This is a genomic window from Kineococcus haloalkalitolerans (assembly GCF_050871905.1).
In the GTDB taxonomy this organism is placed as follows: Bacteria; Actinomycetota; Actinomycetes; order Actinomycetales; family Kineococcaceae; genus Kineococcus.
The window spans coordinates 1-17,706 of the sequence record NZ_JBJLSH010000047.1 but is presented as its reverse complement, the minus strand read 5'-3'; the positions used below and the strand labels follow the sequence as shown (position 1 = coordinate 17,706).

Sequence of the window (17,706 nt, the reverse complement as noted above, 5' to 3'; positions counted from 1 at the left end):
CACCGATGAATTCGGTGGGCTCGCGCGGTCTGCCGTCGCAGGACACCGGGAACCACGAGGAGGAAGCGCGCGCGAGGTCGTCGTCCACCACCTGCTGTCCACGGACGGCGTGGCGGAGGAACCCAGCGACTGGACGACCGACGACGGCCCGGAGGTCTTCGGCAACCTCGCCGCGGTCATCGGCACGCAGGACACGGTCCTGCTGGGCCGGCGCACGCACGACTACTGGGCCGGGTACTGGCCCACCTCCGACGTGCAGCCCTTCCCGGACGTCGTCAACCAGACGCCCCAGCACGTCTTCACCTCGACGGCGCCGGAGCTGCGCTGGGACCGCTCGACCTTCGTGACCGGGTCCGCCGCCGGCCACGTGGCCCGGCTGAAGGAGGGGGCGGGCGGTGACGTCGGCGTGCACGGCAGCACGACGCTGGCGCGCTCGCTGCTCGGTGCCGGGCTGGTGGACGAGCTGCGCCTGGTCGTGGCCGCCTCGCTGGCCGGCAGCGGACGCACCCTGTTCGACGTCGGCCCGGACGGCGCGCGGCGGCCGGTGCGGCACCTGCACCTGCCCGACGCGAGGTCCACCCCGGCGGGGACGCTGCTGCTGCACTACGCGTGCTGAACCCCCTGGCACGCCCGGGACGCCGCACCACGGCGCCGGGCGCCCGCCGTCGTGCCGGGCCGGTTCGCCTGCCCGGCGCGGATGACGTCGTCGAGCTTGTCGCGCGTGGCGGTCAGCTCGTCCAGCTGCGCCTGCACGCGGGCACGCTCGGCCAGCAGCCGCTCGTGCATCTCGTCGGTCAGGACGCCGTTCTCCACGCACGGCAGGATCCGCAGGACCGCCTTGCTGCCGAGCCCGGCGGCGTAGAGGTTCTGGATGAACCTGACCCGCTCGACCGCCGAGTCCGGGTAGCGGCGCTGCCCGCCGGCGGTGCGCTCGGAACTCAGCAGGCCCTGCTCCTCGTAGTAGCGCAGCGCGCGGACGCTGACCCCCGCCCGCTCGGCGACCTCCCCGATGCGCACACCAACCTCCCGACCACTCCGACAGGACCTGCTCGACGTCAGGACTTGACCCTCACGTCAGCGTCAGGTCCTAGTGTACGCGGCATGACCACCGCACTCGTCACCGGAGCCAACCGCGGCATCGGCCGCTCCTTCGCCCTCGAACTGCTGGCGCGCGGCGCGACCGTCTACGCGGCCGCCCGGCGCCCGGAGGACGTCGACCTGCCCGGTGCCCGCCCGATCGCCCTCGACATCACCGACCCCGAGGCGGTCGCCGCGGTCGCCGAACTGGCCGGCGACGTCGACCTGCTCCTCAACAACGCCGGCGCCTCCACCGGCGCCGACCTGCTCGGCGACCTGGAGCGCGTGCGCGCCGATCTCGACGTCAACTTCTGGGGGACCCTGTCGGTGGTGCGCGCCTTCGCCCCCGTCCTCGCCGCGAACGGCGGCGGGACGGTCGTCAACGTCGCCTCCGCGCTGTCGTGGTTCGCCGCCCCCGGCGCCAGCGCGTACGCGGTGTCCAAGGCGGCGAACTGGGCCATGAGCAACGCGCTGCGCCTGGAACTGGCCGGACAGGGCACGAAGGTGGTCTCCGTCCACCTCGGCCTGGCGGACACCGACATGGCCGCCGGGGTCGACGGCCCGAAGACCGATCCGGCCGTCGTCGCCCGGCGCACGCTGGACGCCGTCGACGCCGGGCAGTTCGAGGTCGTCGTCGACGACTGGAGCGCGATGGTCAAGGCGTCCCTGGCCGAGGACCCCCGGGAGTTCTACGCGCGGTACCTGCCCGCCTGACGCGCGACCCCCGGCGGTCCCCCGCGCCGTACCCGGAAGGTGCTTGCCGCCGGGGGCCGCCGCGCGTACACCAGCGGGTGAACGGACCGGCCCCACCGACGAGGAGGAACACCGTGGACGACACGCGGACGCAGCGGCGAGGGCTCCCGCCCGCCTGGTTCGTGCACAGCGCCTGGCGGGTGCACCGCGCGCTGCACCGCCTCAGCGGGGGCAGGTTCCTGTGGACCCCGGCGAACCGGCGCGGCTGGGGCGCGCTGCACCTGACGACCGTCGGGCGCCGCTCCGGGGAGCCGCGCGGTGTCGTCCTCGGCTACCTCGAGGACGGCCCGCACCTCGTCACCCTCGCGATGAACGGCTGGGACGAGGGCCACCCCGCGTGGTGGCTGAACCTCGATGCCCACCCCGACGCGGTCGTCCGGCTCGCCGGCCGGAAACCCTTCCCCGTGCGCGCCCGCGAGGCCACCGGCGCCGAGCGCGACCGGCTCTGGCAGCGCTGGGCGTCGGTCGACCCCCGCACGGACACCCACGCCGCGCGGCGCGCGACCCCGACCCCCGTCGTCGTCCTCGAACCCCGGCCGGTCACCGAGGACGGGTGAGCGGCGCGCGGGCCGTCGCAGGTCCCGACCGGCGCGGTCGCCGGTCCCGTCAGTACGCCGGCCGGTCAGGACGGCGCGCGCAGCGGGTCGAGGAGCAGTTCCAAGCACACCCGCCGCCCGAGGTCGTCGAGCCCCGCCTCCTGCTCGGCCCGCCGGTGCCGCAGCAGTTCCGGGCCGGGCCGCGCGTCGGTGAACCCGTGGCGGCGGTACCAGGGCCCGTTCCACGGCACGTCCTGGAACGTCGTCGACGTGAGGCGCGCGAACCCCTCCGTCCGCGCCCAGGAGACCGCGGCGCGCAGCAGCGCCGTCCCCAGCCCGCGGCGGGCGTGGTCCGGGTGCACCGACAGCTGCTCCAGGTGCGCGGTCCCGTCGAGCACCTCCAGGCGGGCGAAACCCACCGGCGGGCGGCCGGCGACGAGGACGCACGCGGCCCCCGCCAGGTCGGCGACGTCCGCGGCACCGGCGGGCAGGTCGATCCCGACGTCCGCGAACAGGCGGTCCGCCGCCAGCTCCACCGCGGGCAGCAGCGGCAGGTCGGCGGCCTCGGCGCGCCGGACGGGACCGTTCACGAGCTCAGCGTGCCGCACCGTCGCCGCCCACGGCGACGGTGCGCGAAACCCGTTGACCTGCGGCCCCGCGACCGGTCAGCGTCGCCCCGTGGACGTCGTCGTCGAGGTGGGTGACTGGGAGCACGACTGCTGCGGCGGGGCCGTCGAGCGGGACCAGGTGGTGGACCTGCGCTGCATCCGCTGGGTCGACCCGGCGGGGCAGGTGCACCTGGTCGAGTCGCACCACGACACCGGCGTCCACGCCGGCGAACGGGTCCGCGGGCGGGTCGTCGACCTGCACGTCGTCGAGGACGGCGTCGCGCGCGAGGTCCTGCGCGTGCCCAGCGGGCAGGCGCTGACGGGCTGGGACCCGCACGACGACGGCCACCTGGAGGACCCGTGGACCGGCGAGGTGCTGACCACCACCGCGCGGGAGTTCCTCGTCACCGTCCGCACCGCCGAGGGGCCCGGGACGCGGGCGTGACGGCGGCGGAGGGGCCGGAGGCGCTGCGGGCGGCGCGCGCGGCAGCCACCGCGCGCGGTCTGCGGGTGGAGGACGCGGTCGTCCTGCACGCCTCGAACGCGCTGACCGTCCGCCTGCTGCCGTGCGACGTCGTGGCCCGCGTCGCGCGCCCGGGGCGGCGGTCGGCGCGGTTCCAGGTGGACCTCGCCGTGCGCCTGGCCGAGCGCGGCGCTCCCGTCGCCGTCCCCGATCCGCGGGTGGGACCGCACGTGCACGAGGTCGACGGGTTCACGGTCACGCTGTGGACCCACCACCCGGCCGCGGCGGCGGAGGTGGCGCCCGCGCCGTACGCCGCAGCGCTGACCCGCTTCCACGCGGCGGCGCGCGGCCTGGACGTCGCCGTCCCGCGGTTCACGGAGCGGGTGGAGCAGGCGCAGCGGCTGCTGGCCGACCGCGAGCGCACACCGGACCTGGACCGGGCGGACCGGGAGTTCCTCGCCACCACGGTCGAGCGGCTGGGGCGGCAGGTCGCCGCGAGCGGTGCCGCCGAGCAGGTGCTGCACGGCGAGCCGCACCCCGGGAACGTGCTGGCCGCCGAGGGCGGCCCCGTCTTCGTGGACCTCGAGACGTGCTGCCGCGGGCCGGTGGAGTTCGACCTCGCGCACGCCCCGGAGGAGGTCGCCACCCACTGCCCGGGCCTCGACCAAGCCCTCCTGCGCCGGTGCCGGGTGCTCGTCCTGGCCGTCGTCACCACGTGGCGCTGGGACCGCGACGACCGGTTCCCGGACGGGCGGCGGCTGGGCCGGGAGTGGCTGGCGGACGTGCGCGCGGCCGTGGCGCGCGACGGGGGCGACCACGCCGGATGAGCGTCCCCCGCGGGCAGCACCGCGCTCACCGGGTGGCGACCAGCAGCGGCGCGTCGGCCACGAGCTCGTCCGCGGCGCGGTCGAAGGCGTCCGCGACCCCCTCGGTCACGAGCCGGACCGCCGGGACGTACCCGTCCGCCGCCGCGGCGCGCAACCCGTCGGCGTGCTCGCGCGCGCGGCGTTCCACCGCGGCCAGCACCGTCGCGACGTCACCGTCCCAGCGGTAGGCCTCCAGCAGCAGCCGCAGCCGGCGAGCCCGCTCCGCCACGACCCGCGGGCCGCCGGGGAAGCCGTCGGCCGCGGCGACGTCGCGGGCGCTCAGCGGCACCCACGCCAGGGCGCTGAAGGCCAGGTCGCGCAGCGGGTCCGCGGGGGCGGCGAGCTCCCAGTCGACGAACCCCACCAGTTCCCCCGCGTCCGGGTCCGCGGCCGTGGGCAGCGGCCGCCACACCGCGTTGTACGGGGCGGCGTCGTGGTGGCCGACCACCTCGCCGGGGCGGACCTCGTCGTGGTCGCCGCCCCAGCGGGCACCGGGCGGCGGGACGAACGAGCGGACGGCGTCGTGGAAGTCGCGCAGCCACGCCCCCGCGGCGACGAGGGCGGCGTCCCCGCGCGCCCACGCCGGCCACGGCCGCTGCTCCCCCACCGTCAGGCCGGGCAGGAACGTGAGGACCTCGCGACCCTGCTCGTCGAACCCCAGCGCTCGCGGAGCGCGGTGGAACCCGCTGCGGTGCAGGTGCTCCAGCAGGGCGTGGACCGCGGGCGTGTGGTCGCCCGCGCGGCGGCGCACCGTGTCCCCGGCCCGGACGGCGCCGTCGTTGCGGCCACCCGGCAGGCGCTCCTCCACGACCGGCGAGCCTAGGGGTGCATCGGCTCCTGCGGGGAGTCCCGGGCGGCCGCCGCCGGGCCCGGCAGGTGACCGCGGTAGGTCCACGCGCAGCCGCGGCGCGAGGCCGCCACCCGCAGGGCCCGCAGCGCCCGGCGCACCCCCGGGGAGGTGCGCCGGACGGCCGTGAGGTCCACGACGAGCACGTCGCCGCGGGTGGCCGCGCGCAGGTCCCGGACCACCCCGGCCAGCGCCGGTCCCGTGGGGTCGGCGGGCAGGTGCACGACCGGCGCGACGGGCACGGCGGTTCGGGCGGTAGGACGGACGCTCACGGGGCCTCCGGGAGGGACGTCGTTCGCGGTCAGGGGACGCGCAGGTTCTCCAGCGCGGCGGCGGAGCGGACGCGCCCCGTGAGGGCCGTCGCCAGCAGCCGGCAGGCCAGCGCCACCAGCGCCGTCACGACGACGAGGGCGACCAGCGGCACCAGCACCGCCCACGCGACGCCCCCGGCGGTGCCCGCCGCCGCGCCGCCCACGAACAGCAGCGAGTACGGCACGGCCGCGACCAGGAAGCCCAGCACGACCGCCGGGACCGCCGTGCGCGCCAGGCACAGCGCCTGCACCCGCACCAGCCGGCGGACCTCCGCGCCCAGCGCCGCCGTCGAGGCCACCGCGCGGCGGTTGCCCAGCAGGTGGTCGGTCAGGCTCAGCAGCAGGGCCGCGACGGCGACGACGGCGGCGACCAGCCCGACGGCCGCCGCGAGCCCCGCGCCGCCGAGGTAGAAGGCCACGTCGCTGGGGGCGTACCCGCCGTCGGACGCCTCGCCGGCGCGCTCGGCGAGGACCTGCCCGCTCAGCGAGGCCTCGACGCCGAACGAGAGCCCGCACACGAACAGCACGCCCGCGGTGCCCGTCACCGCGGCGGTGCTGCCGCGCCGCTGCGCGTCGGCCAGCAGGCCCGCCGCGCGGTCGCGGCCACCGGAGGACCGGCGGCGGGGACGGCGGCGGGGACCGCGCGCGGCAGCCGCGCCGTCGAAGCCCTCCCCGCCCGCGGGGGCGACCCGGACGCGCACCGTGGAGGCGGCCGAGCGCGCCGCCCCGGCACCCGCGGCCAGCGCGAACAGGACCACGGCGACCACGACGAGGACGGCGAAGACCACCGGGCTGCCGCCGCCCAGCGGGCCGGCGAACAGGGCGGCCACCCCGCCGACCGCGGTGAGCAGCACGAACAGCCGCGACGGCACGCGGACGGGCATCCCGCTGCGCTGCAGCGCCTGCGCGGCGTCGCGGCGGTGACCGGCGACGGCCAGCGCGCGGGCCGTGACCCACAGCAGGCCGACGACGGCGAGCCACAGCAGCGGCGTCCACCACTGCGGCCGCGGCAGCAGCCGGGTCCCCTCGGGCAGCGCCACGCCCAGCAGCAACCACAGCAGCAGGTACACCGGTGCCGCCAGCAGGGCGCCGCGCACGAACGCCGCGCTGGTGCGCGCGACCCGCAGGCGGCGCAGGTCCGCCCACGAGGCGCCCGCCACGAGCAGCCGTCGCGCCCGGCGCTCCTCCACGACCCTGCCGACGCGCAGGGCCTGGACCGCGAGCGCCAGGAACGGCAGCACGAGCAGCACCGCGGCCACCACGGCGCCCGGGCGCAGGCCGGGTTCGGCCAGGAACGGCGCCAGGCCCCCACCGGCCTGGAACTGCTCCTCCGACACGGTCGTCCCGTCGGCCTCCGTCCACACCGTCGTGCCGATCAGGACGGTGTCCCGCACGGTCGCCACCGCCCCGGCGATCAGCAGGCTCACGCCGATCCCCGTCGCGGCCGCCGTCGTGGCCCGCGAGCGCACGCGGTCGGCGCGCGAGCGCACCGCGGTCATCGCCCGCACCGCCTCCGGCCGCAGCGCCGACCTCCGCGGCCCGCGCGCCGGCGGCGCGGCCGTCGCGGCGCTCACCGCAGCACCGACTCGCGCTCGACGGAACCGTCGCGCAGGCGGACCTCGCGGTCGGCCAGGGCCGCGGCGGTGTTGTCGTGCGTCACGAGCACGACCGCTCCCCCGTCGCGGCGGGCGACGGACAGCAGGAGGTCCAGCGCGTCCTGGGCGCCGACAGCGTCGAGGCTGGCCACGGGCTCGTCGGCCAGCAGCAGGCGCGGGGAGGTGATGAGGGCGCGGGCGATGGCGGCACGCTGCGCCTGCCCGCCGGACAGCTCCTCGGGGACAGCGGTGCCGGCCTGCTCCAGGCCGACGCGGGCGAGCGCGTCGCGCGCCGCGGTGCGGGAGGCTCCGAGGTCCCCACCCTCCAGCAGCAGCGGCAGGGCGACGTTGTCCTCCAGCGCCATGTCCGGCACCAGCTGCCCGTACTGCAGGACGATGCCCACCTCGCGCCGGCGCAGCACCGCCCGGGCGGGTTCGTCCAGGCCGGCCAGGTCGCGCCCGAGCAGGTGCACGTCCCCGGCGTGGGGTTTCAGCAGACCGGCGGCGACGTGCAGGAGCGTCGACTTGCCGCAGCCGCTGGGCCCGGTCACGGCGACCACCTCGCCGGGGCGGACGGTCAGCGAGACCTCGCGCAGCGCGGGGGTCCGGGCGTAGGCGTGGCTGACGGCGCGCAGCGCCAGCAGCGGCTCAGCGGTGGCCGCGGCGTCGCTGTCGGCGGATCGGTTCATCGGTCGTCCTCCCGGTCGGGCGTGGCGCGTCGTCCTCGGTCGATCGCCGCGGCGGCCTCGTCCAGCCACCGCAGGTCGGCGTCCAGGTGCAGCACGGCGTAGCGGCGCGCCAGCCGGCCGCCCAGGTCGCCGGGTCCGTCGTCCCCGGTGCTCAGGGAGCGCATGTGCCGCAGGTGGGCGACGCGCTGGTCGCTGACCAGCGCGGACGCGGACCGGTCCGCGGAGCCGGTGCGCAGGGCCGCGATCGCCTTGCGCACCAGCTCCTCCGTGCCGGAGACGGTGGGCGGCGCGGGCTGGGCCAGCCAGTCCCGCAACCGCTCCCGCCCGGCGTCGGTGACCGCGTAGACGGTCCGTTCCGGCCCCCCCTCGGAACGGGTCTCGACCACCTCGGCCAGTCCGTCGCGCACGAGCCGCCCGAGCGTGGCGTACACCTGCCCGAAGGGCAGGGGCTTGGCGTCGGGGAACCACGCGTCGTACTCCCTCTTCAGGTCGTACCCGTGCGCGGGACCCCGCGACAGCAGCGCCAGGTGCAGCTCGACCATGGACATGACCGGACACTACACCGCAAGTACGTACTGAGTGAATAGTCGGACCGGGTCCACCCCGCCGTGCGAGGCGGTGCGTACAGGATCGCGACCCTCGTCGAGGGACACGCCGGTGCGAGGACGCGCCAGCACGGCGTGTCGGGCGATGACGGTCGCGATCCCGTACGGGCGGTCTCCGCGTCGGCGTCGACGCAGGAGCACGCGCCCTCAGGACGGCCACCACCGGACCCCGACGTGCCGCGACGCCACGGCCGGACCGGCCGGACGCACCGCTCACTCGAACGGGTCGGGTCCCCCGTCCTGCCCGCCGCGCTCGGCGCGGGCGGGCCGGATGCCGCCGCGGACCCCCGCCCGGACGACGCGGTGGACGACGTGGGCGGTGACGGGCGAGCGGCGAGCGCCCGCAGCGGTCCCGGCAGGCCGGTCAGCGCACGTCCCGCAGGTGCGCGGCCAGGTCGTGCAGGCTCTCCAGGCGGGACGACTCGTCCAGCGGCCCGGCGCCGGTGCGGTCCAGGTGCACCGCACGCAGCCCGGCCGCGCGGGCGCCCAACACGTCGACCTCGTGGTCGTCGCCCACGTACAGGACCTCCGCGGGCGCAAGGCCGAGGCTCTCGCACACGGCGTGGAACGCCCGCGGGTCGGGTTTGGCGAACCCCAGCTCGACGGCGGTCAGGACCGGGCCGAGCCGGCCGGTCAGGCCGATCGCGGCGATCTTCGCGTTCTGCTGGTCGCCGGGGCCGTTCGTCAGCACCGCGGTGCGCAACCCGCTCTCCCGCAAGAGCTCCAGGGCGACGTCGATGTCGTCGTACCCGGCCCACGCCCGCTCGTAGGCGGGCAGGAAACCCCCGGTGAACAGGGCGTCCAGCGCGTCGTCGTCCCCGACCGGCAACTCGAGCAGGGGCAGAACGTCCCGCAGGCGCCCGCGCCGCTGCTCGGCGAAGTCCACCTCGCCCTCGCGCCAGGCGCGGAACCACCGCTCCTCCGCCCGCAGCCACGCGGCCTCCAGCTCCGCGGTGCTTGTGCGGCCCAGCGCGGCCACCCACGCGCGCAGGCCGGCCCGGGCGGCGGACGGGTGGTCGAACAGGGTCCCGTCCAGGTCGAAGACGACGGCCCGCAGCACCGGCGCGGCGGGACGGGCGGTGTCGGGTCCGGTCACGGCTCCATCGTGCGCCACGGGGCCCCCGGCGCGGGCGGCCACCGCAGCCGGGCGGCGAGGTCGCCGGGGGCCGCGGCGAACGCCCGGTCGAGGGCCTCGGGGCCCTCGGTGAAGTGCGACCAGCCCTCCACGTGGACGGGCACGACCGCGCGGGGCCGCGCCAGCGCGCACAGGCGCACGGCCTCCCCGGCGTCCATCGTCCAGCGCAGCGGGCCGGTGACGGGGAAGCGGACGGCGCCGGCGTGCAGCACGACGGTGTCCACCACCAGCTCCCGCGCGACGCGCTCGAGCGCCGGGTGGAGCACCGTGTCGCCGGTGATCCACAGGACGCCGTGCCGCTGGGTGTCCCAGGCGAGCGCGAAACCCACGACCGCGCCGGCGAAGGGGCGGCTGAACCGGGGACCGTGTCGGCAGGGCGTGGCGGTCACGCGCACCGGCGGCCGGCCCGGTGCGCGCAGCAGGACGCTGTCCCCCGGCGCGAGGCCGACGACCGGCCCGGTGCCCGCCCGGCGCAGCCGGCGGGCCCCGGGTCCGGTGGTGACGACGACCTGCGTGCGCTCCAGGAACGCGCGGCCGAGGTCGTCGAGGTTGTCGGCGTGGTGGTCGTGACTGAGCAGGACCGCGTCCACCGCGCCGACCTCCCCGGGCGTCAGGGCGGGGCCGGACCGCTTGCGCGAGCCGGTCCCCCACCCGAACGCGTAGCGGCCGGGCGGGTCGAAGGTGGGGTCGGTGAGGAACCGCCAGCCGTGGACCTCGACGAGGACGGTCGGCCCGCCGAGGTGGGTCAGGACCGCTCCTCCGTCGTGCGCCCGGCGCCCGCCCACGGTGCCCTACCCGCCCGCGCGCTGCGCGCCGCTGAGCCCCGCGCGGCCGGCGCCGCCGCGGCGGACCGGGAAGCGCAGGGCCCACTCCAGGGCGTCGTCGGCGACCGCCTCCCACCCGTCGACGAGGGCGGACAGGTGCGGGCGGCCGGGGAACTCGTGGATCTCCGTGACGGCGCCCGTCCTGCTCTGGACCGCGTGCACGGCGCGGCTCAGGGACGCGGGCACGGTGTGGTCGGCGCCGTTGGCGTGCAGGAGCAGCGGCGGGCGGTCCCGGGCGGTCAGGTCCACGGCGTTGGCGGGGCGGGAGCTGAGGGACGCGGTCGCGGCCTGCCACAGCGGCCGGCCCGGCGTGGGCGCCCAGTGCTCCTCCCACAGCGCGTCGGACTCGCTGCGGGACAACGTGTTGGCGAAGGCGTAGTGCCACTGCGCCTTCGTCAGCGCCACCGTCCGGTGGCGGTTGGCCGGGGTGCGCAGCACCGCCCAGCCGCTGCGCAGGGTGCTCAGCGGCAGCTGGTTGACGCCCTTGACGGACGCCGGGGAGATCGCCACCCCGGCGGAGCCGAGACCGCGGTCCAGCAGCAGCTGCACCACGAGCCCGCCGAAGGAGTGCCCCACGAGGACCGGCTGCTCCGGCAGGTCGGCGAGCACCCGCGCGTAGGCGTCGACGACCTCGGTCAGCCCGACGTCGCTGCGGCGCCCGGCGCCGCGGTAGCGCTCGCGCAGCTCGGGCAGGGGAGCCTCCATCCCCGGCCACTCGGGGGCGAGGGTGGTGTGGCCGCGGGCCTCGAACCGGTCGCGCCACGCCTGCCAGGAGGCCGAGCTGAGCCAGAGCCCGTGGACGAAGACGATCGTCCGGGTACCGCCGGCGCCGGTCGGGGAGGTGGACACGGTCCTCACCTCCCCGCCGCGTCGAGGACCACGTCGGTGACCTCGTCGGGGTGGCTCGTCATCACCACGTGCGAGCTGCGCACCTTGCGCGCGGTGGCTCCCGCGCGCTCGGCCATCGCGAACTGCGCCGGCACCGGGATGAGACCGTCGCGGGTGGCGACGACGTACCAGGACGGGATCGACCGCCACGCGGGCGGGCCGGACGGTTCCACCAGCGAGGACAGCACCCCTGGCCGCTGCGTGGCGGCCATGACGGCGACCTGCCGCTCGGGCAGGTCGCCGGCGAAGATGCGCCGGAACTGCGCGGGGTCGACGTAGGCGTCGGCGTCCTGGTCGCCGCCGCCCGGGTAGGGGCGCAGGACGAGGTTGTCGACCACGTCGCTGTGGCCACCGCCGAGGGAGTTGGCCGCGGCGACCGACTCGCCCTCGTCCAGCGCGTAGGCGGCCGCGTAGACGAGGGCGGTGACGTGCGGGTTCCCGGTGGCGGCGTTCGTGATGACCGCACCGCCGTAGGAGTGCCCGACGAGCACGAGGGGCCCGGGGACGGTCGACAGGAACGTGCGCAGGTACTCGGCGTCGGAGGAGAGGCCGCGCAACGGGTTCGCGGGGGCGAGGACGGTGTGCCCGCGCCGCTGCAGGCGCTCGACGACCCCGTTCCAGCCGGAGGCGTCGGCGAAGGCGCCGTGCACGAGCACGACGGTGGGACGGGTGCGGCCGCGGGCCGCCGCCGGCGTGGCGGTGCCGGTGCCGACGGCGGCGGCCAGCGGGGCGGCGAGGGCCGCGGTCAGCAGGGGCCGGCGGGCGGGACGGGCGGGGTCGTCGGGGGTGGCGCTCACGGGGTCAGCTCCTCACGGGGTGGGCGGTTCCGGTGGCGGTGCGGTGGGGGGTCCAGGAGTGCGGGAGGTGCGGGGAGGTCAGGACTCGACGAAGGCGAGCAGGTCGGCGTGCAGGCGCTCGCGGTCGGTGTCGGGCAGCGCGTGGCCGGAGCCCTCGTAGACGGTGAGCCTCGCGCCGGGCACCATCGCCGCGGACCGCTGCCCGCCGACGGCGAAGGGGACGATCTGGTCGTCGTCGCCGTGCACGACCAGGGTGGGGACGTCGATGCCGCGCAGGTCCTCGCGGAAGTCGGTGGCCGAGAACGCGGCGATGCACTCGTACGCGGCGCGGTGCCCGCACGCGGTGCCCTGCGACCAGAACGCGTCCCGGAACCCCCGGCTGACGTCGCCGTTCCGGTTGTGCCCGAAGAACGGGCCGTCGGCCAGGTCGCGGTACAGCTGGGAGCGGTCCGCGGCCTCGGCGGCGCGCATGTCGTCGAACACCTGCACGGGCAGGCCCTCGGGGTTGTCGTCGGTGCGGACCATGAGGGGCGGCACGGCGGAGACCAGCACCAGCTTGGACACGCGGGAACTGCCGTGCCGGGCGAGGTAGCGCACGACCTCCCCGCCGCCGGTGGAGTGCCCCACGAGCGTCAGGTCGCGCAGGTCGAGGGCCTCGACGAGGCGGGCGAGGTCGTCGGCGTAGGTGTCCATCTCGTTGCCGTGCCACGTCTGGGTGGAGCGGCCGTGCCCGCGGCGGTCGTGGGCGACCGCCCGGTGGCCGTTCTCGGCGAGGAAGCGGGCGGCGGCCTCCCAGGCGTCGGAGTTCAGGGGCCAGCCGTGGCTGAGCAGGACCGGTGAGCCTCCCGACCCCCAGTCCCGGTAGAAGATCTGCGCGCCGTCGTCGACGGTGATGTGGGGCACGGGTTCCTCCTCGGCCTCGGGGTGTCCGGTCGTCCCGGCACCCGGAGCCTCCCGCCGTGGACCCGCTGCGCGGACCACGTGGAGCACGTGGTCCGCCACGCGGTCCCGTGGCCGCCGCGGGCGGGTCCGCTCAGCCGCGCGGGTCGCCGAGGCGGTCGGCGAGCTGGCGGCGCGAGGAGACGCCGAGCTTCGCGAACACCTTGCGCAGGTGGTAGTCCACGGTGTTCACGCTGAGGAACAGCGACGCGCCGATCTCCGCGTTGGTGGCTCCCGAGGCGGCCAGCCGGGCCACCGTCGCCTCCTGCGCGGTCAGGTCCGCGCCCGCTCCGCCCGCCCCACCCGCCCCGCCCGTCCGGCCCGCCGCGCTCGCGACCGCGGGGCCCTCGCCCAGGGCGGCCAGCTCGCGGCGGGCGCGCTCGGCGAACACCGGCGCCCGCGCCTCCTCGAACAGCGCGGCGGCGCGGCGCAGCTGCTCCTTGGCGGCGCCGCGGCGCCTGGTCCGCCGCAGCTGCTCGCCGTGCAGCAGGTGCGCGCGGCCCAGTTCCACCTCCAGGTCCCACGCGGCCAGGGCGTCCTCGGCCGCCCGGAAGAGCTCCTCCGGCTCGTCCTCCAGCAGGGCCCGCGAGCGCAGCGCCGTCCCCCGCGCCCACAGCGACCCGTTGGCGGCGGCGACCGCCTCCAGCTCCCGCACCACCTCCTCCGCCCGCTCGCGGTGCCCGCTGCGGACCGCAGCCTCGGCCAGGTCGGGCAGCACCAGCGGCGTGACGTGCAGGAACGGGTCGTCCACCAGCGGCGCGAGGGTGGCGTGGGCATCGCGGTACCGCCCCTCCGCCAGCGCGCGGATGCCCAGGGCCGTGACACCCGCCGCGTGCACGCCGCCGAAACCCGCGGCGGCCGCTCCCTCGGCGACGGCCAGGACCTGTTCCCGCGGGGCGCCCGACCACGCCAGCAGCGCCACGTTCACCACGTGCTCGGCGTCGTAGCCGATGGCGCGCCGCAGCTCGCGCACCTGCTCGATGCACTCGGCGGCGCGGCGCGGGGTGCCGCCCTGCAGCTCGGCCGACGACAGGATCCACAGGCTGGTGTCCAGCACCTGCAGCGAGCCGGCGTCGCGGGCGGCCGCGACCGTGCGCTCCAGCAGGGCGCGCCGGGCGGGGGCGTCCCACAGCGCGGTGGTCAGCGCCACGCTGGTCGGGCCGTACAGCAGCAGCTGCTCGTCCGGCAGGCCGCTGATCTCCTCGACGGCGCGCCGCAGCGCGGGGACGGCCTCGCGGTGCGGCAGCAGCACCAGCGCGCCGAGGGCGTGCAGGACCACCGAGGCGGTCCCGCCGGCCAGCGCGGCCCCCGCGCGCAAGCGCTCGCCCAGCTGCCGCAGGGGAACCCCGCTGGCCGCGCGCTCGGCGGGCAGGGTGTGGTCGAAGGCCTTGACGAGGGCGAGCTGCTCGGCCGCCGTGTCGTGGCCGTGGAAGCAGTCCGCCGCGGCCAGGACGTCGGCGCCCGCCCGGGTCAGCGCGGGGTCGGCGGTGAACAGGGCGAGGCCGGCGCGCAGGACCAGCGACCGGCCGCGCGCCAGGGGGTCGAGCTCGTCCTCGTCGACGTCGTCGAGCAGGTCCTGCGCGCGGTGGGCGGCACCGGCGCCCAGCGCGGCCTCCGCCGCGGCGACCCGCCGGGCCGCCCGCTGCCCGCCGGTCGGTGTCAGCTCCGCGGCGCGCGCCAGCACGCTGGCTCGCGAGGACAGGCCCCCGCGGCGGCCGGCCAGGTCCGCGACGCGCTCCAGCTGGTCGGCCACCGCGGCGTCGGTGCCCAGCGTCGCCCGGGCGGCGTGCCACGCCTGCAGGTGCACCAGCCCACCCACCGCCGTCGCCGTGGACAGGGCGCGGTGCACGCGGCGGCGCTCGGTCCCGGCGGCGGCGTTGTAGGCCGCGGCCTTCACCAGCGGGTGCCGGAACCGCACGAGGTTCCCCAGCTCGACCAGGCCGGCGGACTCGGCTTCGTCCGCGGCCGTGGCCGGCAGGCCCAGCTCCAGGGCGGCGGTGGCGATGACGTCCACGGTGCCCGTGGAGTCGGCCGCGGCGACCAGCAGCCAGCGCTGCACGTGCGCCGGCAGGTCACGCACCCGGCGCAGGTAGTGCGCCTCCAGGTGGCGCCCCACCGGCAGGGGCTCCTCGGCGAAGCTGGACTCCGTCAGGTCCCGCACGCCCAGCTCGCCGGCCAGGTCGATCAGCGCGAGCGGGTTGCCCCCGGTGGCCGCGGCGATCCGCGCCGCCGCGGCCGGGTCGATCGCCCGCGGCAGCGACGACCGCAGCAGGGCGGCGGCCGCGTCGGGCGCGAGCCCCTCCAGCCGCAGCGTCGCCACGCCGGCCGTCCGCGCGGCCAGGTCCGGCTCATCGCGGGCCGCGACCACCAGGGCCACGGACTCCGCCCGCAGCCGGCGGGCGACGAAGGCCAGGGCGTCCGCGGACTCCTCGTCGAGCAGGTGGGCGTCGTCCACGGCGCACACCAGCGGCGCCTCCTCCCCCGCCGCCGCGAGCAGGCCCAGGACGCCCAGCCCGACGAGGAACCGGTCGGGGGGCGGCCCCTCGGCGGCGCCCGCCGCGACGCGCAGGGCCCGCTGGTGCTGCTCGGGCAGAGCGGCCAGGTGCCCGCGCAGCGGGGTCAGCAGGCGCTGCAGCGCGGCGAACGGGAGCGTCGCCTCGGCCTCGTACCCGTCCACCTGCAGCAGCTGCGCGCCGGGCAGGTGCGACGTCGCCGCGCGCAGGAGCGCGGTCTTGCCGATGCCCGGGTCGCCCGTCAGCAGCAGCGCACCGCCGCGGCCGTTGCGAGCCCGCCCCAGCAGTTCACCGACGCGCTGCAGCTCGCCGTCGCGACCGAGGAGCCCGGGGCTGCCCACGGGCGCGGACTGTAGCCAGGTCGCGGCGGTGCGACCAGGGTCGGCGGGGACCGGCCCGGCTAGGGTCGGCGGGTGCTCCGCCGCCGCAACGCCTACGCCTGCGCCGTCGTGGCGCTCCTCGCCCTCGTCGCGTCGGGGGCGGTGGCCAGCAGCGGCCTGCGGGCCCTGCTGCTCGTCGTGGCCGTCGCGGCCGGCGCCGCGGCCGCGGTGGTCTTCGCCAAGCTGGGGCGCGACCCGAACGGCCCGCCCGGGCAGCACTGACGCCGACCCGTCAGACCGGCGGTTCCGGGTCGTACTGGATGCCGCGGCGCACCTGCCGCGCGCGCTCCTCCCCCGCCAGCCGGCGCACCAGGTGCAGGGCCATGTCGATGCCCGCGGAGACCCCCGCGCTGGTGACGACGTCGCCGTCGTCGACCCAGCGGGCCTCGCGGTCCACCCGCACGCTCGGGTCCAGCTCGGCCAGCAGGTCCAGCGCGCCCCAGTACGTCGTGGCCGGCCGGCCCGCGAGCAGGCCCGCCGCCGCGTGGACGAGCGAGCCGGTGCACACGCTGGTGGTCAGCGACGCCGCCGCGGCGGTTGCCCGCACCCACGCCAGGTGCTCCTCGTCGCGCAGCAGCGGCCGGGTCCCCGCACCGCCGGGGTGCAGCAGGACGTCGAGGGCGGGGGCGTCTTCCAGCGCGTGCTGCGGGGTGATCACCATCCCCTTCGCGCACGTGACGGGCCGGCCCCCGCGGGCGAGGGTCGTGACGGCCCACCCGTCGCCGGGGTGGTGCTGCGTCCAGTACGCGAGGACCTCCCACGGGCCGACGGCGTCGAGCTCCTCCACGCCGTCGAACAGGAGGACGCCGATGGTGCGGGGCGCGGGCTCGGTGCTCACGCCGTGATCCTGGCAGGCCCGCCGCTGTCCGTGTGAGGAGCGGAAGGGCGGGTAGGCACCCGGGGACGGCGACCGCGCGACGAGAGGTGCACCCCGTGTCCCAGCCCCCGCAGCAGCAGACCCCTCCCGGCACCACCGGGGAGATGGACCCGGCCCCCGACCACGGCGAGCGCAGCTACCGCGGCACCGGCCGGCTGGAGGGCAAGAAGGCCCTGATCACCGGCGGCGACAGCGGCATCGGCCGCGCCGTGGCCATCGCCTACGCCCGCGAGGGCGCCGACGTCGTCATCAGCTACCTCGACGAGCACGAGGACGCCCGCGAGACCGCGAAGTGGGTCGAGGAGGCCGGCCGCAAGGCGGTGCTGGTCCCCGGTGACCTCGCCGACCCCGCGCACTGCCGCGCCGTCGTCGCCAAGACCGTCGACGAGCTCGGCCGCGTCGACGTCCTCGTGAGCAACGCGGCGTTCCAGATGAACCGCGAGTCCATCGAGGAGACGCCCGACGAGGAGTTCGAGCGCACCATCGCCACGAACATCAGCGCGTTCTGGCACCTGACGAAGGCCGCCCTGCCGCACATGCGGGAGGGTTCCTCGATCATCGGCAGCAGCTCGGTGAACTCCGACACCCCCAGCCCCACGCTGCTGCCGTACGCGGCGACGAAGTCCGCCATCGCGAACATGGTCGCCTCGATGGCGCAGCTGCTCGCCGAGCGCGGCATCCGCGCCAACAGCGTCGCGCCCGGTCCGGTGTGGACGCCGCTCATCCCGGCGACCATGCCGGAGGAGAAGGTGGAGAGCTTCGGGCAGCAGGTGCCGATGGGCCGCCCCGGGCAGCCCGCGGAACTGGCCCCGGTGTACGTGATGCTCGCCTCCGACGAGGCCAGCTACGTCTCCGGCGCCCGCATCGCCGTCACCGGGGGCAAGCCGATCCTCTGACCCCTCGCGGGTCGGCGCGGGGGGGGGGGGGGGGGGGGGGGGGGGGGGGGGGGGGGGGGGGGGGGGCGGGGCGGGGGGGCGGGGGGGTGGTGGTGGGTGGTGGGGTG

The 17,706-nt window shown here is 77.5% G+C and carries 21 protein-coding genes; 7 read left to right on the top strand and 14 right to left on the bottom strand.

What is annotated here, in order from left to right:
• The first annotated feature begins 91 nt into the window (after window positions 1-91).
• On the top strand, window positions 92-616 hold the full coding sequence (locus tag ACRYMY_RS16400; RefSeq protein WP_432548312.1) for a dihydrofolate reductase family protein: 525 nt from the start codon (window positions 92-94) through the stop codon (window positions 614-616).
• Here ACRYMY_RS16400 and ACRYMY_RS16395 read toward each other — a convergent pair.
• Complete coding sequence (locus tag ACRYMY_RS16395; protein ID WP_432548296.1) at window positions 604-1,017, bottom strand: MerR family transcriptional regulator; 414 nt, start codon at window positions 1,015-1,017, stop codon at window positions 604-606. The genes ACRYMY_RS16400 and ACRYMY_RS16395 overlap by 13 nt on opposite strands.
• A gap of 84 nt (window positions 1,018-1,101) precedes the next feature.
• On the opposite strand from ACRYMY_RS16395, the gene ACRYMY_RS16390 reads away from it, so the two are divergent.
• Together ACRYMY_RS16390 and ACRYMY_RS16385 are read left to right on the top strand one after the other, a co-directional pair.
• Window positions 1,102-1,791 (top strand): SDR family oxidoreductase, encoded by a 690-nt coding sequence (locus ACRYMY_RS16390; protein WP_432548295.1) that lies wholly within the window; start codon window positions 1,102-1,104, stop codon window positions 1,789-1,791.
• 113 nt (window positions 1,792-1,904) lie between these two features.
• Window positions 1,905-2,387: a nitroreductase/quinone reductase family protein gene (locus ACRYMY_RS16385; RefSeq protein ID WP_432548294.1), complete on the top strand. Its 483-nt coding sequence runs from the start codon at window positions 1,905-1,907 to the stop codon at window positions 2,385-2,387.
• 65 nt (window positions 2,388-2,452) lie between these two features.
• On the opposite strand, the gene ACRYMY_RS16380 is transcribed toward ACRYMY_RS16385, so the two are convergent.
• Window positions 2,453-2,956, bottom strand: coding sequence for a GNAT family N-acetyltransferase (locus ACRYMY_RS16380; RefSeq protein WP_432548293.1), 504 nt, complete (start codon window positions 2,954-2,956; stop codon window positions 2,453-2,455).
• An 88-nt stretch (window positions 2,957-3,044) separates the two neighbouring features.
• Between ACRYMY_RS16380 and ACRYMY_RS16375 the strand changes: the two genes are divergently transcribed.
• Entirely contained in the window at window positions 3,045-3,419 is a 375-nt protein-coding gene (locus ACRYMY_RS16375; RefSeq protein WP_432548292.1) for a hypothetical protein, read from the top strand.
• The gene (locus ACRYMY_RS16370; RefSeq protein WP_432548291.1) at window positions 3,416-4,264 is read left to right on the top strand and encodes a phosphotransferase enzyme family protein; all 849 of its coding nucleotides are present in this window, start codon (window positions 3,416-3,418) and stop codon (window positions 4,262-4,264) included. The genes ACRYMY_RS16375 and ACRYMY_RS16370 overlap by 4 nt, the downstream gene beginning before the upstream one ends.
• A gap of 25 nt (window positions 4,265-4,289) precedes the next feature.
• On the opposite strand, the gene ACRYMY_RS16365 is transcribed toward ACRYMY_RS16370, so the two are convergent.
• From ACRYMY_RS16365 to ACRYMY_RS16315, 11 genes are all read right to left on the bottom strand, one after another.
• Window positions 4,290-5,111 carry a phosphotransferase gene (locus tag ACRYMY_RS16365; RefSeq protein WP_432548290.1) on the bottom strand — a complete coding sequence of 274 codons (822 nt, stop codon included), beginning with the start codon at window positions 5,109-5,111 and terminating at the stop codon, window positions 4,290-4,292.
• An 11-nt stretch (window positions 5,112-5,122) separates the two neighbouring features.
• Window positions 5,123-5,392 (bottom strand): hypothetical protein, encoded by a 270-nt coding sequence (locus ACRYMY_RS16360; protein WP_432548289.1) that lies wholly within the window; start codon window positions 5,390-5,392, stop codon window positions 5,123-5,125.
• A gap of 59 nt (window positions 5,393-5,451) precedes the next feature.
• Entirely contained in the window at window positions 5,452-7,035 is a 1,584-nt protein-coding gene (locus ACRYMY_RS16355) for a hypothetical protein (protein ID WP_432548288.1), read from the bottom strand.
• A complete protein-coding gene (locus ACRYMY_RS16350; protein WP_432548287.1) occupies window positions 7,032-7,745 on the bottom strand; it encodes an ABC transporter ATP-binding protein in 714 nt (237 codons plus the stop codon). Before ACRYMY_RS16350 ends, ACRYMY_RS16355 begins: the two co-directional genes overlap by 4 nt.
• Window positions 7,742-8,293, bottom strand: a complete 552-nt coding sequence (locus ACRYMY_RS16345) for a PadR family transcriptional regulator (protein ID WP_432548286.1) — start codon at window positions 8,291-8,293, stop codon at window positions 7,742-7,744. Before ACRYMY_RS16345 ends, ACRYMY_RS16350 begins: the two co-directional genes overlap by 4 nt.
• Window positions 8,294-8,714: 421 nt before the next feature.
• A complete protein-coding gene (locus tag ACRYMY_RS16340; protein ID WP_432548285.1) occupies window positions 8,715-9,446 on the bottom strand; it encodes an HAD family hydrolase in 732 nt (243 codons plus the stop codon).
• Window positions 9,443-10,270 (bottom strand): MBL fold metallo-hydrolase, encoded by an 828-nt coding sequence (locus ACRYMY_RS16335; protein ID WP_432548284.1) that lies wholly within the window; start codon window positions 10,268-10,270, stop codon window positions 9,443-9,445. Before ACRYMY_RS16335 ends, ACRYMY_RS16340 begins: the two co-directional genes overlap by 4 nt.
• A gap of 6 nt (window positions 10,271-10,276) precedes the next feature.
• Window positions 10,277-11,158: an alpha/beta hydrolase gene (locus ACRYMY_RS16330; RefSeq protein WP_432548283.1), complete on the bottom strand. Its 882-nt coding sequence runs from the start codon at window positions 11,156-11,158 to the stop codon at window positions 10,277-10,279.
• 5 nt (window positions 11,159-11,163) lie between these two features.
• The gene (locus tag ACRYMY_RS16325; protein WP_432548282.1) at window positions 11,164-11,994 is read right to left on the bottom strand and encodes an alpha/beta fold hydrolase; all 831 of its coding nucleotides are present in this window, start codon (window positions 11,992-11,994) and stop codon (window positions 11,164-11,166) included.
• A gap of 78 nt (window positions 11,995-12,072) precedes the next feature.
• Window positions 12,073-12,897, bottom strand: coding sequence for an alpha/beta fold hydrolase (locus ACRYMY_RS16320; RefSeq protein WP_432548281.1), 825 nt, complete (start codon window positions 12,895-12,897; stop codon window positions 12,073-12,075).
• Window positions 12,898-13,027: 130 nt separating this feature from the next.
• Entirely contained in the window at window positions 13,028-15,787 is a 2,760-nt protein-coding gene (locus ACRYMY_RS16315; protein WP_432548280.1) for an AAA family ATPase, read from the bottom strand.
• A 72-nt stretch (window positions 15,788-15,859) separates the two neighbouring features.
• Here ACRYMY_RS16315 and ACRYMY_RS16310 point away from each other — a divergent pair, with 72 nt between their 5' ends.
• Window positions 15,860-16,048, top strand: a complete 189-nt coding sequence (locus ACRYMY_RS16310) for a hypothetical protein (protein WP_432548279.1) — start codon at window positions 15,860-15,862, stop codon at window positions 16,046-16,048.
• A 10-nt stretch (window positions 16,049-16,058) separates the two neighbouring features.
• On the opposite strand, the gene ACRYMY_RS16305 is transcribed toward ACRYMY_RS16310, so the two are convergent.
• Complete coding sequence (locus ACRYMY_RS16305; RefSeq protein ID WP_432548278.1) at window positions 16,059-16,664, bottom strand: DJ-1/PfpI family protein; 606 nt, start codon at window positions 16,662-16,664, stop codon at window positions 16,059-16,061.
• Between the two features lie 95 nt (window positions 16,665-16,759).
• On the opposite strand from ACRYMY_RS16305, the gene ACRYMY_RS16300 reads away from it, so the two are divergent.
• Window positions 16,760-17,599, top strand: a complete 840-nt coding sequence (locus ACRYMY_RS16300; protein WP_432548277.1) for an SDR family oxidoreductase — start codon at window positions 16,760-16,762, stop codon at window positions 17,597-17,599.
• The last annotated feature ends 107 nt before the right edge of the window (window positions 17,600-17,706 follow it).